Genomic DNA, 13,531 nt, shown 5'->3' with positions numbered 1-13,531 from the left:
CAGGTTGTCGCAAAAAGGGGAATCCGCGGGCACCCTGGGGTTTGCGCGCTTGTCTCGGTCATGGCGCCTGGATAACATCCGCTCACAATCCGATCCCTTACTTGAGACGCGCGCCGCGCCTTCCTGGTTCCTCATGTTCAAACGCACCCTCGGGCAGCATGCGCTGGCGGCGGCGCTGGCCCTGGCCGTCGCCGTGGCCGCCGGCTGGGGCGCCTGCCATTCGCTGGCCCTGCGGACCGGCCCGGCGCCCGCCGCATCGGCCGGCGTGTACATCCACAACCTGGGCAACACCCTGGCGGACCAGACCCGCAACCTGTCGCGCCTGAGCCAGGCGCTGCGCACCGGCGACCGGCTGGTGGTGCTGGGTTCGTCCGAACTGACCAGCACCGACCTGCGCTTCGTGCCGTACCGCTTCCTGGCCGACGAATTGCAGATGCCGGTCATGGCCTACGGCCACTCCGGTTTTCAGTCGCTAGGCATGCAACTGGTGCTGGCCGCCCTGGCCGACGACCTGTCGCCCGCCTCGCGGGTGGTGGTGATGGTGTCGCCCGGCTGGTTCGACGGCGATGGCGGCCTGGGGCCGGACGAATTCCGCGAGCATGCCAATCCCCTGCTGCCCCGCCTGCTGCGCCAGCCTGAAGGCCGCGAGCAGGTGGCGCGCTGGCTGCGCGACAAGGGCGATGCCCGCGTCGCCTGGTCGATGGCCTCCGAACAGGCCTATGTGTTCCGCCAGCGACTGGTCGACCTGTGGACGCCGGCCTACGCCGCCCCGGCCCCGGAAAGCGAAACCGCGGGCCCCGGCGCCGCCGCCCGCGTGGTGGACTGGGATGCCCTGGCGCGCGAGGCCCAGGACGCCGAGCAGGCACAGATGGCCCACAACCGCTACGCGGTGCGCGACGATTTCTTCGACAAATACCTGCAAACGGTGCCGGCGGGCGGCAAGACGGCCTTCCAGCCCCAGCCGCTGACCGGCAAGGACGAATTGCGCGAGCTGGCCGCGCTGATGCAGTTGCTGCGCAACCACGGCGTGAATGCGCTCTTCGTGATGCAACCGCTGCACCCGCTGGTGTTCAAGGACCTGGACCGCTTCACCCCGATCCAGCACGAGGTCAACGCCCTGTGCGCCCGCTACGCCATGACCTGCATGGACATGTATGGCGCCCCCTACGAGGTCGGCACCCTGCGCGACGTGCAGCACCTGGGCGAACTGGGCTGGCTGCGGGTGAACCAGCGCATCGCCGAGGTATTCCGGCCATGACGCCCCCCATTTCCCCCCTGGCCGCGGTGCTGGCCGCCAAGAAGGGACCGCGATGAAGAAAACCCTGTGGCTGTGCCTGCTGTACCTGGGGCTGCTGGCGGTCATGATGATCCAGGCCGACACGTCGGCCAACCTGGGCAAGCCGATAGAGATCGAATTCCAGTATCAGAAGTTCTAGGGTTGCCGCCCGGGGCGAAGTTGCGCCAAGCAACCAGGGACAGGTCACAAATCTGTAATAATCTGGGCCTCGCCGGAACCTCTCCCCGCCCTCCATGTTCTCCCTCTTCCATGGCCTAGACCTCTGGGTCGGCCTCAGCCTTGCGCTGGCCCTGACGTTCGTCCTGGCCTTCGAATTCATCAATGGCTTTCATGACACGGCGAACGCCGTCGCGACGGTCATCTACACCAAGGCGATGCCGCCGCACCTGGCGGTGGTGCTTTCCGGGATCTTCAACTTTCTGGGCGTGCTGCTGGGCGGCGTGGGGGTGGCCTACGCCATCGTCCACCTGCTGCCGGTGGAACTGCTGATCAACGTGGACACGGGGCGCGGGCTGGCCATGGTGTTCGCCATGCTGGCCGCCGCCATCGCCTGGAACCTGGGCACCTGGTACTTCGGCATTCCGGCGTCCAGCTCGCACACGCTGATCGGCTCGATCCTGGGCGTGGGCCTGGCCAATGCCCTGATGACCGACCTGCCCCTGGCGGACGGCGTCAACTGGGGCAAGGCCATCGACATCGGCGCCTCGCTGGTGGTGTCGCCGGTGGCGGGCTTCCTGGTGGCCGGCGGGCTGTTGCTGGCGCTCAAGCGCTGGCTGCCGCTGTCCAAGATGCACAAGACGCCCGAACAGCGCCGCGCCATCGACAATAAAAAGCATCCGCCGTTCTGGAACCGCCTGGTGCTGGTGCTGTCGGCCATGGGCGTGAGCTTCGTGCACGGCTCGAACGACGGCCAGAAGGGCATCGGCCTGATCATGCTGGTGCTGATCGGCATCGTGCCGGCCAACTTCGTGCTGGACACCAACAGCACCACCTACCAGATCGAACGCACCCGCGACGCGGCCACCCACCTGTCCGCCTTCTACCAGCGCAACGAAGCCATGCTGGGCGACTTCCTGGCGCTCAAGCGCGCCGGTTCGGCGTCGGACCTGCCGCGCAATTTCCGCTGCGATCCCGAGCTGACCCTGCCCACCATCGACGCGCTGCAGGCCGACCTGCACGGCGTCAGCAACTATGCCGACCTGTCGGCGGCCAAGCGCATCGACGTGCGCCGCTACCTGCTGTGCCTGGACGACACGGCCAAGAAGGTGGCGCGCATCGAAGGCCTGCCCGCCCGTGAACGCACCGACCTGCAACGCCTGCGCGCCGACCTGACCGCCACCACCGAATACGCGCCCTTCTGGGTGATCGTGGCGGTGGCGCTGGCGCTGGGGGCCGGCACCATGGTGGGCTGGCGCCGCGTGGTGCTGACGGTGGGCGAAAAGATCGGCAAGCAGGGCATGACCTACGCCCAGGGCATGTCGGCCCAGCTGACCGCGGTGGGCGCCATCGGCCTGGCCAACGTGTTCAGCCTGCCGGTCTCGACCACGCACGTGCTGTCGTCCGGCGTGGCCGGCACGATGATCGCCAACAAGAGCGGCCTGCAGGGCGGCACCGTGCGCAACATCCTGCTGGCCTGGATCCTGACCCTGCCCGCCTCGATGCTGCTGGCGGCCGGCCTGTTCTGGGTCGGCGTGCAGATCGCCGGCTAAGGGCCAAAGCCCATGCCCCCCGGCCGCGCGATCCGCGCGGCCGGCGCAACACTCTGGCAACCGCGCCGGGCTATGCCCAGCGTGGGCGCGCCACTACCATGGCGCCATGGCTACCTCTACCCCCACCCTGCATTACATCTATGACCCGCTCTGCGGCTGGTGCTATGGCGCCGCGCCGCTGATCGAGGCCGCCCGCGGCATCGCAGGCCTGACGATCGCGCCCCACGGCGGCGGCATGATGACCGGCAGCAACGTACAGCCCGTCACCGATGCGCTGCGCCGCTACGTCATGCCGCATGACGAGCGCATCGCCGGCCTGACCGGCCAGAAATTCGGCGTGGACTATACCGACGGCCTGCTGCGCGACCACGGCGCGGTGTTCGATTCGACCCCGCCCACCACCGCGGTGCTGGCCGCCGAGACGTTGGCCGGCCGCGGCCTGGACCTGCTCAAGCGGCTGCAACGCGCGCACTACGTGCAAGGTCTGCGCATCGCCGACCCCGCCGAACTGCAACGGCTGGCCGAAGACATCGGGCTGGATGCCGAGACCTTTCGCGCGGCCTATGCGCAGGCCGACGGCGAAGCCACCGCGCGCCACGTCGCCGACAGCCGCGCACTGCTGACGCGGGTGGGCGGGTCGGGCTTTCCGACGTTGGCACTGGAAATGAACGGCGCCTACACCGTGCTGGAACCGGGCCGTTACCTGGGCCGTCCGTCGCAATGGCAGGCGGACCTGCGCGAGCGGCTGAAGTAAACACCGCCCGGCATCAGGAATCGCCGATGTCTCCATCGCGCTGCAAGGCGCGGTGCATCGCCGGGCGTGCGGCCAGCCGCTCGGCATAGGCCGAGAACACGGGATTCTCCGGAATCAGCTTCACCTGCATCATGAACTGCAAGCTGCCGCCCAGCACGATATCGACCGCGCTGAAGTGGTCGCCCAGGAAATAGGGCCGCGCCTGCAACACGTGCGCCACCACCTGTTCGACCTCGTCGGCCGAGCCCCAGCCCATCGTCCCGCTCTGGTGCGCCGTCTTGAAGGCGCGCTCGGTCATGGCGGGTTCGAATACGCCGGTGGAATAGGCCAGCCACGTCAGATAGGGCCCGCGCTGCGGGTCGCCGATCACCGGACCCAGGCCGGCCTGGGGATACAGATCGGTCAGGTACAGCGCGATGGCCGGGGTTTCGAAGATGGGCACGCCGTCATGCACCAGCGCCGGCACCTTGCCATGCGGGTGGATGTCGATGTAGTCGGGCGAGATATGGCCGGAGCCGTCACGGCGGCGGATCGACACCATCTCGGTGTCGTAAGGCACGCCCAGTTCTTCCAGCAGCCAGAGTATCCGGAACGACCGCGAACGCGGCGCGTGATAAAGGGTCAGCATGGTCGGTCTCCTGGGTTAGTCACCGCCGCCCAGCGCGCGCAGTTGCGCCTTCAGGCGCCGCACTTCCTGGCTGAGGTCCAGGATCAGCGCGACGGCATCCAGGCCGGCGCCGAAATCGTGTTGCAGCCGGCGCGCATCCAGCGCGCGTTGCAGGTCCACGCTGTAGAAGCGCCATTGCGCTGGCTGCGGGCCGGCGGCCTCGACGATGCCGACTTCGACCAGTTGCGCGACCCATTCCACTTCGGCGCCGCAGGCGCGGGCCAGGTCGTCGGCGGACAGCGGCTGCGATTTGCCCACCACGGTGGCGCTGGTGATGACGAGTTTCTTCATGATCAGACCCCCAGGTGGCGCCGCGGGTTGAACGGCAGGTCTTGCTGCAGCTTGCGATAGGCTTCTTTGGCAGCCTCGGTGTCGGCGGGCGGCAAGGCAAGCTCAAGCACCAGGTACAGATCTCCTGGCGGATCGCCCGGAATGCCGCGGCCGCGCAGGCGCAGCTTGCGGCCATTGCCGGACCCGGCAGGGATCGACACTTCGACGGTGCCGCCCGGGGTGGGCGCATTGACCTTGGCGCCCAGCGCGGCTTCCCAGGGGGCGACCGGCAGCGTCATGTAGAGGTCGCGCCCTTCGGCCCGGTAGCGGGCGTGCGGCTTGAAGCGCACTTCCAGGTACAGATCGCCGTTTTCACCGCCGCCGTAGCCAGGCATGCCCTGCCCCGCCAGGCGGATGAACTGGCCTTCGCGCACGCCCGGCGGAATGCGCACGCTGAGCGTGCGCGTCTGCACTTGCGGGCGGCCCTGGTCATCGACCTGCATGGACCGCAGGCTGATGTCGCGCGTGGCGCCTTGCAACGCGTCTTCGAGGTCGACCTCGATGGCGGCGTGATGGTCGTCGCCGCGGGCGCGAAATTCCTGCTGTGCGCCCTGGCCTGCCGTGCGGCGGCCGCGCCCGCCGAACAGCGACGAGAAGAATTCACTGAACTGGGCTTCGTCGCCGGGGGCCGCGCCGCGGTGGAATTCGAAGCCTTCGTCCCAGCCGGGGGGCGGCTGGAAGCCGCCGCCGGGCGACACACCCGCGGCAAGGTTGTCGTAGGCCTCGCGCTTTTCCTTGTCGCGCAGCACGTCGTAGGCTTCGTTGACGTCGCGCATGCGCGCCTCGGCGTCGCTTTCCTTGCTGACGTCGGGGTGGTATTTGCGGGCGAGCTTGCGGTAGGAACGCCGGATCTCGTCTTCGGAGGCGCCGCGCTCCACACCAAGAATGCTGTAGTAGTCCTTGAACTCCATTTTCCAGCCCATGGTTAGGGTTGCAGCCAAAGGCGGCTCGCGCCGGATTCGGCCCTGAACATAAAGAAGATAGGGGCTGACGCCCGATTTTTCAATGCGATTCGCCAAGTTTGCCGCTTCGCGCATAATTGCAGGTTACGCCCGGTCGCGCAGGCCGGGCCGGCGGCCCCGCGCCCGTTGCGCCAGGCCACCGCCAACGAACAGGAACCGATCGTGCTGGAAATCATCGACGTCGACTTCAACAACCCGGAACACGGCGCGCAAGTGCTGGCCATGCTCAACGAGTACGCCAGCGGCCCCATGGGCGGCAATTCGCCCCTGCCCGAACACGCGCAGCAAAACCTGATCCCGGAACTGGCGCGCCGCCCCACCGCGCACGCGCTGCTGGCCCGGGTCGACGGCCAGGCGGCCGGCGTGGCGATCTACCTGGAAGGTTTTTCCACGTTCGCCTGTCGTCCGCTGGTGAACCTGCACGACCTGGGCGTGTCGCCGCGCTTCCAGGGCATGGGCGTGGGCAAGCAGTTGCTGGCCGCGCTGGAAACCCGCGCCCGCCAGATGGGCTGCTGCAAGATCACGCTGGAAGTGCTGGAAGGCAACGACGTGGCGCAGGGCCTGTACCGCAAGCTGGGCTTCGAAGGCTATTCGCTGGACGCAGACACCGGCCGCGCCATGTTCTGGCAAAAGAAGCTGGCCGCCTGAGCCAATCACGCATTCCAATACCGGGCGCTGCCGCGGCGCCCGCCCCCAAGGGACATTCCATGAAGATGAGCAACATTCCCTTCGGCACCACGGACTGGTCCGAAGTCGACGCCACCGAACACCCCGGCGACACCGGCATGGCCTACTGGCGCACCCGCCAGTTCGGCGACGTGCGCGTGCGCATGGTCGAATACACCGCCGGCTACCTGGCCGACCACTGGTGCAGCAAGGGCCACATCCTGTTCTGCCTGGAAGGCGAGCTGCACACCGAACTGGAAGACGGCCGCCGCTTCGTGCTGACGCCCGGCATGAGCTACCAGGTGGCCGACCAGGCCGAGCCGCACCGCTCGTCCACGGCCACCGGCGCCAAGCTCTTCATCGTCGACTGACGCGCCGGCGCGACACGCTGAATTTCAGTTGCGTTACGCTTCACCCTGCGTACCCTGTACGCAACCTCCCCTCACCGCCACACCGGAGAAGCACTTGGGCGCCCCGTTTACGCTGTTCGTCGATTCCCAGTTCCTCAGCCCCTACGCCATGTCGGCCTATGTGGCGCTGACAGAAAAACAACTGCCCTTCGAAGTGCGCCCGATCGACCTGGACGCAGGCGAACAACGCATGCAGCCGTACCAGAGCCGCGCCCTGACCGCGCGCGTGCCGGCCCTGACGCATGCCGACTTCAACCTGACCGAATCGACCGCCATCGCCGAGTACCTGGAAGACCTGCATCCGGCGCCGGCCTGTACCGCGCTGTATCCGGCCGACCCGCGCGATCGCGCCCGCGCCCGTCAGTTGCAGGCCTGGCTGCGCAGCGACCTGGCCGCCCTGCGCCAGGAACGCCCCACCGAAACCGTGTTCTACGACCAGCCCGGCCAGCCCCTGTCCGACGCCGGCCACGCGGCCGCGGCCAAGCTGATCCACGTGGCCAGCGCCCTGATCGGCGCGGGCCAGGCGACGCTGTTCGACCAATGGTGCCTGGCCGATCTCGACCTGGCGGTGGCGCTGCGGCGCCTGTGGCTGGACGGCCTGCCCGATCCGCTGCGCGACTACGCCGACGCGCAGTGGCAGCGCCCGTCGGTGCGCAAATGGCTCGAGCACAACGCGGCCGCCCGCGGCTAGCACGGCCACCGGAGCCGCCATGCAACTGCTGGATCACGTCTCCCTGACCGTCGCGGGGCTGGACACCGCCCGGCCCTTCTACGATGCCGTCATGCAGGCGCTGGGCGCGGTCAAGGTCTACGACCGCCCCGACGCCTTGGGCTACGGCGAGCGCTGTGGGCCCGGCGACGCCGGGCACAGCTATCTTTCCGTCCTGGCCGATACCACCGAATCCGTGGCCAGCGCGCGCCGCCACTGGTGCTTCAAGGCGACCAGCCGCGCGGCGGTCGACGCCTTTCACGCCGCCGGACTGGCCCATGGCGGCCGCGACGACGGCGCGCCCGGCCTGCGGCCGCACTACCATCCGCGTTACTACGCCGCGTTCCTGCTGGACCCTTGCGGCAACCGCATCGAAGCCGTCTGCCACGACGCGTCCTGACGCGTCGCCGGGCCGCGGCAAGGCCAACAGGGACGGATAGTCCCCGCGTTTGACTTGCATCAATCCCGCCCATGTTGCGACGCAACATTCAATCAGGTGTAATGGGGGGGTCAAGTCAGCTGGTTCCACTGGGAACCCGCCCGGCGGCAACCTTGTCGTCGGCAGCATCCCTACAGGAGATCGCCATGGCCGAATCCGGCAACGATCGCGTCCCCGCCCCGTCCTTCAATCCCTGGACGGCCGCCTATGAATACGCTGTGGACGCCTGGCAGCGCGCCGTGCTCTATGCCGACGTGATGCGCCAGCGCGGCAACCAATACCACGAGCACATGGCCAAGCGGGCCCCCAACGTGCTCAGCATGGAATACGAGCTGGTGCTGGACGGCCGCGAGCTGGAACGGCCGGTCAATTACGGCCTGCTGCGCATCAAGCCGCCCGAAGGCGTGGTGGTCGACCCCATCAAGCGCCCCTTCCTGGTGGTGGACCCGCGCGCCGGGCACGGCCCCGGCATCGGCGGCTTCAAGCCCGAAAGCGAGATCGGCGTGGCCGTGCGAGCCGGCCACCCCTGCTATTTCGCCACCTTCCTGCCGCGGCCCATGCCCACCCAGACCGTCGAAGACGTGATGATGGCCGAGGCGCATTTCCTGGAAAAGATCATCGCGCTGCACCCGGACGCCGAAGGCAAGCCGGTGGTGGTGGCCAACTGCCAGGCCGGCTGGCAGATCATGATGACGGCCGCGGTACGCCCCGAACTGTTCGGCCCCATCATCATCGCTGGCGCGCCGCTGTCGTACTGGGCGGGCTGGCGCGGCATGAACCCGATGCGCTATGCGGGCGGCCTGCTCGGCGGCAGCTGGCTCACCGCCTTGACCAGCGACCTGGGCAACGGCACCTTCGACGGCGCCTGGCTGGTGCAGAACTTCGAAAACCTGAATCCCGCCAACACCCTGTGGTCCAAGCAGTACAACCTGTATTCCAAGGTCGATACCGAAGCCGGGCGCTACCTGAGCTTCGAAAAATGGTGGGGCGGCCACGTCTTCCTGAACGGGCCGGAAATCCAGTACATCGTCGACAACCTGTTCGTGGGCAACCGACTGTCCACCGCCGGCCTGGTGACCTCGGACGGCATCCGCATCGACCTGCGCAACATCCGTTCGCCCATCGTGGTGTTCTGCTCCAAGGGCGACAACATTACGCCGCCGCCGCAGGCCCTGGGCTGGATCCCCGACCTGTACCAGGACGACGCCGAAGTGCTGGCGCACGACCAGACCATCGTCTACGCCGTGCATGAAAGCATCGGCCACCTGGGCATCTTCGTGTCCGGCAGCGTAGCGCGCAAGGAGCACCAGGAATTCACGTCGAACATCGACATGATCGACGTGCTGCCGCCGGGCATCTACCAGGCCGAAATCACCGACAAGACGCCGGACATGCCCAACGCCGACCTGGCCTACGGCAACTACGTGCTGTCGTTCGAGCAGCGCAAAATGGACGACGTACGCGCCATCGTCGACCGCAAGGAAGACGACGACCGCCGCTTCAAGGCCGTTGCCCGCATCTCGGACATCAACCTGGGCATGTATCGCAGCTTCGTGCAGCCCTGGGTGCGCGCCACGGTCACGCCGCAATCGGCTGAATGGAGCCAGCGCCTGCATCCGCTGCGCCTGCCCTACGAGCTGGTGTCCGACCGCAATCCGCTCATCGCGCCGATCGCGCAGGTGGCCGAGCAGGTGCGCGAGCATCGCCAGCCGGTCTCGCCCACCAACCCGTTCCTGATCGCCCAGGAGATGTTCTCGAACCTGATCGAGACCAGCCTGAACATCTTCCAGGAGCTGCGCGATTCGGCCGACGAGCGCACCTTCATGAGCGTCTACGGTTCGCCGCTGGTGCAGGACCTGGCCGGCCTGGGCGGCAAGGACGGCCTGCCCCGCCGCCACCCCGGCGTGTCGCCGGAACACCGCCGCTTCATGGAAGAACGCGCCACCGAGCTGCGTTCGCTGCTGCAGGAAGGCGGCCTGCGCGTGGCCGCCATCCGCATGCTGCTGTACGTGGCCGGCGCCGAGGGCGGGCTGGACGAACGCAGCTTCGCGCTGATCCGCAAGATGCGCGCCGAAGCGGGCAACGCCATGACGCTGCAGGAATTCAAGGACATCGTGCGCGACCAGGCCATGATGATGCGGCTGGATTCCGCTGCGGTGCTGCAGACCATGCCGCGCCTGCTGCAAGACGCGCCGCCCGACGCGATCCGAGAAGCGCTGGACACGATGAAGCACGTGCTGGAAGCCGCCGAGCCGCTGAGCCCGGCCGCACGCCAGAGCCTGGCGGAAATGGAGCAGATCTTCGTGACCGCGGAACGCGCCGCGCAGCGCCTTGCCGCGCCCGCCGCGCGTAAGCGCATTGCGGCCGCCCGGCAGGATGCCCCGGCCGCCGCCCTTCCCGCCAAGACTCGGCGCGCACCGGCCAAGGCCGTCAAAGCGGTTGAATCCAAGGGCAAGCCTGCCGCCCAGGCCACCGAAGCCACCGCCAAGCCTGCTGCGAAGGCCGCTCCCACGAAAGCCGCTGCCCGCAAGACCGCCACGAAAAAATCCGCCGTGAAGAAGACCACGAGCGCCCGTCAACCCGCCCGAGTCGAATCCGAATGAGTCTGCCCACCTCCACGCATTACGACAAGCTCATCGCACGCGCGCAAACGCTGGACGCCGCGCTGTGCGCCATCGCCCACCCCTGCGACGAACCGTCGCTGTCGGCCGCGCTGGAAGCGCGTGACCTGGGCCTGTTGCGGCCCATCCTGGTGGGCCCGGAACGCAAGATCCGCGACACGGCCGCGCAGTTCAAGCTGAACCTGGGCGATGCCCGCATCGTCGATGTGCCGCACAGCCACGCCGCGGCCGAAACCGCCGTGGCGCTGGTGCGCAGCGGCGAAGCGTCGCTGCTCATGAAGGGCAGCCTGCACACCGACGAACTGATGCACGAAGTGGTGGCGCGCACCACGGGCCTGCGCAGTGGCCGGCGCATCAGCCATGTGTTCATCATGGAAGTGCCCACCTACGCCGAGCCGCTGTTCATCACGGACGCCGCCATCAACATCTTTCCCGACCTGGAAACCAAGGCCGACATCATCCGCAACGTGATCGACCTGCACCATGGTTTGGGCCTGGGCGAGCCGCGCGTGGCGATCCTGTCGGCGGTGGAACAGGTCACCCCAAGCATTCCCAGCACCATCGAGGCCGCCGCGCTGTGCAAGATGGCCGACCGCGGCCAGATCGCCGGCGGCGTGCTGGACGGCCCGCTGGCGCTGGACAACGCCATCAGCCCCGATGCCGCCCGCATCAAGGGCATTCGCTCGCTGGTGGCCGGCGTGGCCCAGGTGCTGGTGGTACCCGACCTGGAAGCCGGCAACATGCTGGCCAAGAACCTGACCTTCCTGGCCAACGCCGAGGCCGCCGGCATCGTGCTGGGCGCGCGCGTGCCCATCATCCTGACCAGCCGCGCGGACAGCCCGCGCTCGCGCCTGGCGTCCTGCGCCGTGGCCGCGATCTACGCGCACCACCTGGCCGAACAGCAGGCCCGTCCGCTGGCTTAGCGCGCCGGGGCTTCGGCCCTGCCCCTTGTCCGTTGCATCGAAAGGCCATTGCCCATGTCCGACACCATCCTGGTCATCAACGCCGGCAGTTCCAGCATCAAGTTCTACCTGTACAACATCGACGACAAAGCGGCCCTGGCCCCGCGGCTGGGCGGCCAGCTCGAAGGCATCGGCACCAGCCACCCGCGCCTGCGGGTGCGCGATGCCGCCGGCCAGACGCTGGTGGAACGGGACATCGCGCCCAGCCACGCCCCCGACGTACCCAACGGCCAGGAAGTGGTCGGCACCTGGCTGAGCGGCCACCTGGGCGGCGCGCCGCTGGCCGTGGGGCACCGCGTGGTGCACGGCGGCCCGGACCTGTCCGAACCGGTGATCGTGGACGACGCCATCCTGGCGCGGCTCGAGGCCTACACGCCGCTGGCGCCGCTGCACCAGCCCAACAACCTGGCCCCCATCCGCGTGATCCGCGAGCGGCGCCCCTGGATTCCTCAGGTGGCGTGCTTTGACACCGCCTTCCACCGCAGCCATTCCGACGTCGCCGACCGCTACGCCCTGCCCGACAAGCTGTACCAGCAAGGCGTGCGCCGCTATGGCTTTCATGGCCTGTCGTACGAATACATTGCCCAGCGCCTGCGCCAGGTGCTGCCCGAGATCGCCATGGGCAAGATCGTCGCCGCGCACCTGGGCTCGGGCGTTTCCGCCTGCGCCATGCACCAGGGCAAGAGCGTGGACAGCACGATGGGCTTTACCGCCCTGGAAGGCCTACCCATGGGCACGCGCCCCGGCCGCCTGGATGCCGGCGTGGTGCTGTGGATGATGGAACAAGGCATGACGCACGACGAAATCGAGCACATGCTGTATCACGACTGCGGCATGAAGGGCCTGTCCGGCATCAGCAACGACATGCGCGAACTGCTAGCCAGCGACGCGCCGTCGGCCAAGCTGGCGCTGTCGTACTTCGCTTGGCGCGTGGCCGAAGGCATGATCGGACTGGGCTGCGCCATGAATGGCATCGACGGCATCGTCTTCACCGCCGGGGTGGGCGAGAACTCGGCCGAGATCCGCCGCGCCATCAGCGAACACTGGGGCTGGCTGGGCATCAAGCTCGACCCCGAACGCAACGCCCACCACGGCCCGCGCATCTCCAGCGACGACAGCCGCATCGGCGTCTACGTCGTGCGCACCAACGAAGAACTCGTCATCGCGCAGCACACCCTGGACCTGGTGAAACAACGATGAACGCCCCGCTTCCCCTGGCCGGCAAGCGCGGCCTCGTCACCGGCATCGCCAACGCCGACTCCATCGCCTGGGGCTGCGCCAAGGCCTTTCGCGCCCTGGGCGCGGAACTGGCGGTGACCTACCTGAACGACAAGGCGCGGCCGCACGTCGAACCGCTGGCACGGCAAGTGGATGCGTCCCTGCTGATGCCGCTGGACCTGCTGCAGGACGGCCAGCTGGAAACCGTGTTCGACCGCATCACGGAACAATGGGGCGGCCTGGACTTCGTGTTGCACTCCATTGCCTACGCCCCGCGCGACGACCTGCATGGCCGCGTCACGGATTGCTCGCGCGCCGGCTTCCTGCAGGCCATGGACGTCTCGTGCTGGTCGTTCATCCGCATGGCCAAGCTGGCCGAGCCCCTGATGCCGGGCGGCGGCGCACTGTTCTGCATGAGCTACTACGGCTCGCAGATGGTGGTGGAGCACTACAACATGATGGGTCCGGTCAAGGCCGCGCTGGAATCGGCCACCCGCTACCTGGCCGCCGAACTCGGCCCACAGGGCATTCGCGTGCACGCCATTTCACCCGGCCCGCTGAAAACGCGCGCCGCCTCGGGCATCCATGAGTTCGACGCCTTGCTGGACCGGGCCCAGGCCAAGGCCCCGGCGCGCAGTTTGGTATCGATCGACGATGTGGGCGAGGCCACCGCCTGGCTCGCCACCGATGCCGCCCGCCTCATGACCGGACAGACCCTGTACATCGACGGCGGGTATCACATCATCGATTAGCGAGGCCGGGCTGACTAGGGACTCTGGCCGCCCCG

The 13,531-nt window shown here is 68.1% G+C and carries 15 protein-coding genes; 12 read left to right on the top strand and 3 right to left on the bottom strand.

Features of this window, described 5'->3' with window-relative positions:
- Window positions 1-133 precede the first annotated feature (133 nt).
- The 4 genes from AC3WMR_RS16755 to AC3WMR_RS16740 all read left to right on the top strand — a co-directional run bounded on the left by AC3WMR_RS16755 (window position 134) and on the right by AC3WMR_RS16740 (window position 3,760).
- Window positions 134-1,258: a D-alanyl-lipoteichoic acid biosynthesis protein DltD gene (locus AC3WMR_RS16755; RefSeq protein WP_492264119.1), complete on the top strand. Its 1,125-nt coding sequence runs from the start codon at window positions 134-136 to the stop codon at window positions 1,256-1,258.
- Window positions 1,259-1,310: 52 nt separating this feature from the next.
- Window positions 1,311-1,436, top strand: a complete 126-nt coding sequence (locus AC3WMR_RS16750) for a hypothetical protein (RefSeq protein ID WP_255358783.1) — start codon at window positions 1,311-1,313, stop codon at window positions 1,434-1,436.
- A 94-nt stretch (window positions 1,437-1,530) separates the two neighbouring features.
- The gene (locus AC3WMR_RS16745) at window positions 1,531-3,006 is read left to right on the top strand and encodes an inorganic phosphate transporter (RefSeq protein WP_263911364.1); all 1,476 of its coding nucleotides are present in this window, start codon (window positions 1,531-1,533) and stop codon (window positions 3,004-3,006) included.
- A gap of 106 nt (window positions 3,007-3,112) precedes the next feature.
- Window positions 3,113-3,760 (top strand): DsbA family protein, encoded by a 648-nt coding sequence (locus tag AC3WMR_RS16740; protein WP_492264120.1) that lies wholly within the window; start codon window positions 3,113-3,115, stop codon window positions 3,758-3,760.
- 13 nt (window positions 3,761-3,773) lie between these two features.
- Here AC3WMR_RS16740 and AC3WMR_RS16735 read toward each other — a convergent pair whose 3' ends face one another.
- Genes AC3WMR_RS16735 through AC3WMR_RS16725 form a run of 3 tightly spaced genes read right to left on the bottom strand, consistent with a single transcriptional unit; the run spans window position 3,774 to window position 5,668 of the window.
- Window positions 3,774-4,388, bottom strand: a complete 615-nt coding sequence (locus AC3WMR_RS16735) for a glutathione S-transferase family protein (protein WP_175194141.1) — start codon at window positions 4,386-4,388, stop codon at window positions 3,774-3,776.
- Window positions 4,389-4,403: 15 nt separating this feature from the next.
- The gene (locus AC3WMR_RS16730; protein ID WP_492264121.1) at window positions 4,404-4,718 is read right to left on the bottom strand and encodes a chaperone modulator CbpM; all 315 of its coding nucleotides are present in this window, start codon (window positions 4,716-4,718) and stop codon (window positions 4,404-4,406) included.
- 2 nt (window positions 4,719-4,720) lie between these two features.
- On the bottom strand, window positions 4,721-5,668 hold the full coding sequence (locus AC3WMR_RS16725) for a DnaJ C-terminal domain-containing protein (protein WP_492264226.1): 948 nt from the start codon (window positions 5,666-5,668) through the stop codon (window positions 4,721-4,723).
- 213 nt (window positions 5,669-5,881) lie between these two features.
- On the opposite strand from AC3WMR_RS16725, the gene AC3WMR_RS16720 reads away from it, so the two are divergent.
- From AC3WMR_RS16720 to fabI, 8 genes are all read left to right on the top strand, one after another.
- Window positions 5,882-6,367 carry a GNAT family N-acetyltransferase gene (locus AC3WMR_RS16720; protein WP_025137355.1) on the top strand — a complete coding sequence of 162 codons (486 nt, stop codon included), beginning with the start codon at window positions 5,882-5,884 and terminating at the stop codon, window positions 6,365-6,367.
- 59 nt (window positions 6,368-6,426) lie between these two features.
- Window positions 6,427-6,756 (top strand): DHCW motif cupin fold protein, encoded by a 330-nt coding sequence (locus tag AC3WMR_RS16715; RefSeq protein WP_025137354.1) that lies wholly within the window; start codon window positions 6,427-6,429, stop codon window positions 6,754-6,756.
- A gap of 94 nt (window positions 6,757-6,850) precedes the next feature.
- The gene (gene yfcF, locus AC3WMR_RS16710; RefSeq protein ID WP_175219155.1) at window positions 6,851-7,486 is read left to right on the top strand and encodes a glutathione transferase; all 636 of its coding nucleotides are present in this window, start codon (window positions 6,851-6,853) and stop codon (window positions 7,484-7,486) included.
- Window positions 7,487-7,505: 19 nt separating this feature from the next.
- On the top strand, window positions 7,506-7,904 hold the full coding sequence (locus tag AC3WMR_RS16705) for a VOC family protein (RefSeq protein ID WP_492264122.1): 399 nt from the start codon (window positions 7,506-7,508) through the stop codon (window positions 7,902-7,904).
- Window positions 7,905-8,089: 185 nt separating this feature from the next.
- Window positions 8,090-10,546, top strand: coding sequence for a DUF3141 domain-containing protein (locus AC3WMR_RS16700; RefSeq protein ID WP_492264123.1), 2,457 nt, complete (start codon window positions 8,090-8,092; stop codon window positions 10,544-10,546).
- Window positions 10,543-11,487 carry a phosphate acetyltransferase gene (locus AC3WMR_RS16695; protein ID WP_492264124.1) on the top strand — a complete coding sequence of 315 codons (945 nt, stop codon included), beginning with the start codon at window positions 10,543-10,545 and terminating at the stop codon, window positions 11,485-11,487. The genes AC3WMR_RS16700 and AC3WMR_RS16695 overlap by 4 nt, the downstream gene beginning before the upstream one ends.
- A 54-nt stretch (window positions 11,488-11,541) precedes the next feature.
- Complete coding sequence (locus AC3WMR_RS16690; protein ID WP_492264125.1) at window positions 11,542-12,726, top strand: acetate/propionate family kinase; 1,185 nt, start codon at window positions 11,542-11,544, stop codon at window positions 12,724-12,726.
- The gene (fabI, locus tag AC3WMR_RS16685) at window positions 12,723-13,496 is read left to right on the top strand and encodes an enoyl-ACP reductase FabI (RefSeq protein ID WP_492264126.1); all 774 of its coding nucleotides are present in this window, start codon (window positions 12,723-12,725) and stop codon (window positions 13,494-13,496) included. The genes AC3WMR_RS16690 and fabI overlap by 4 nt, the downstream gene beginning before the upstream one ends.
- Window positions 13,497-13,531 lie beyond the last annotated feature (35 nt).

The organism is Achromobacter sp. FW305-C-28 (assembly GCF_058783235.1).
This window is presented reverse-complemented; position numbering and strand designations above follow the sequence as displayed.

Bases quoted from the DNA above. Each gene is read 5' to 3' on its own strand.
- AC3WMR_RS16725 (WP_492264226.1), bottom strand. From the start codon at position 5,668: ATGGAGTTCAAGGACTACTACAGCATTCTTGGTGTGGAGCGCGGCGCC.
- AC3WMR_RS16700 (WP_492264123.1), top strand. From the start codon at position 8,090: ATGGCCGAATCCGGCAACGATCGCGTCCCCGCCCCGTCCTTCAATCCC.
- AC3WMR_RS16695 (WP_492264124.1), top strand. From the start codon at position 10,543: ATGAGTCTGCCCACCTCCACGCATTACGACAAGCTCATCGCACGCGCG.
- AC3WMR_RS16715 (WP_025137354.1), top strand. From the start codon at position 6,427: ATGAAGATGAGCAACATTCCCTTCGGCACCACGGACTGGTCCGAAGTC.
- AC3WMR_RS16705 (WP_492264122.1), top strand. From the start codon at position 7,506: ATGCAACTGCTGGATCACGTCTCCCTGACCGTCGCGGGGCTGGACACC.
- AC3WMR_RS16755 (WP_492264119.1), top strand. From the start codon at position 134: ATGTTCAAACGCACCCTCGGGCAGCATGCGCTGGCGGCGGCGCTGGCC.
- AC3WMR_RS16740 (WP_492264120.1), top strand. From the start codon at position 3,113: ATGGCTACCTCTACCCCCACCCTGCATTACATCTATGACCCGCTCTGC.
- AC3WMR_RS16730 (WP_492264121.1), bottom strand. From the start codon at position 4,718: ATGAAGAAACTCGTCATCACCAGCGCCACCGTGGTGGGCAAATCGCAG.
- AC3WMR_RS16735 (WP_175194141.1), bottom strand. From the start codon at position 4,388: ATGCTGACCCTTTATCACGCGCCGCGTTCGCGGTCGTTCCGGATACTC.
- fabI (WP_492264126.1), top strand. From the start codon at position 12,723: ATGAACGCCCCGCTTCCCCTGGCCGGCAAGCGCGGCCTCGTCACCGGC.
- AC3WMR_RS16750 (WP_255358783.1), top strand. From the start codon at position 1,311: ATGAAGAAAACCCTGTGGCTGTGCCTGCTGTACCTGGGGCTGCTGGCG.
- AC3WMR_RS16745 (WP_263911364.1), top strand. From the start codon at position 1,531: ATGTTCTCCCTCTTCCATGGCCTAGACCTCTGGGTCGGCCTCAGCCTT.
- AC3WMR_RS16690 (WP_492264125.1), top strand. From the start codon at position 11,542: ATGTCCGACACCATCCTGGTCATCAACGCCGGCAGTTCCAGCATCAAG.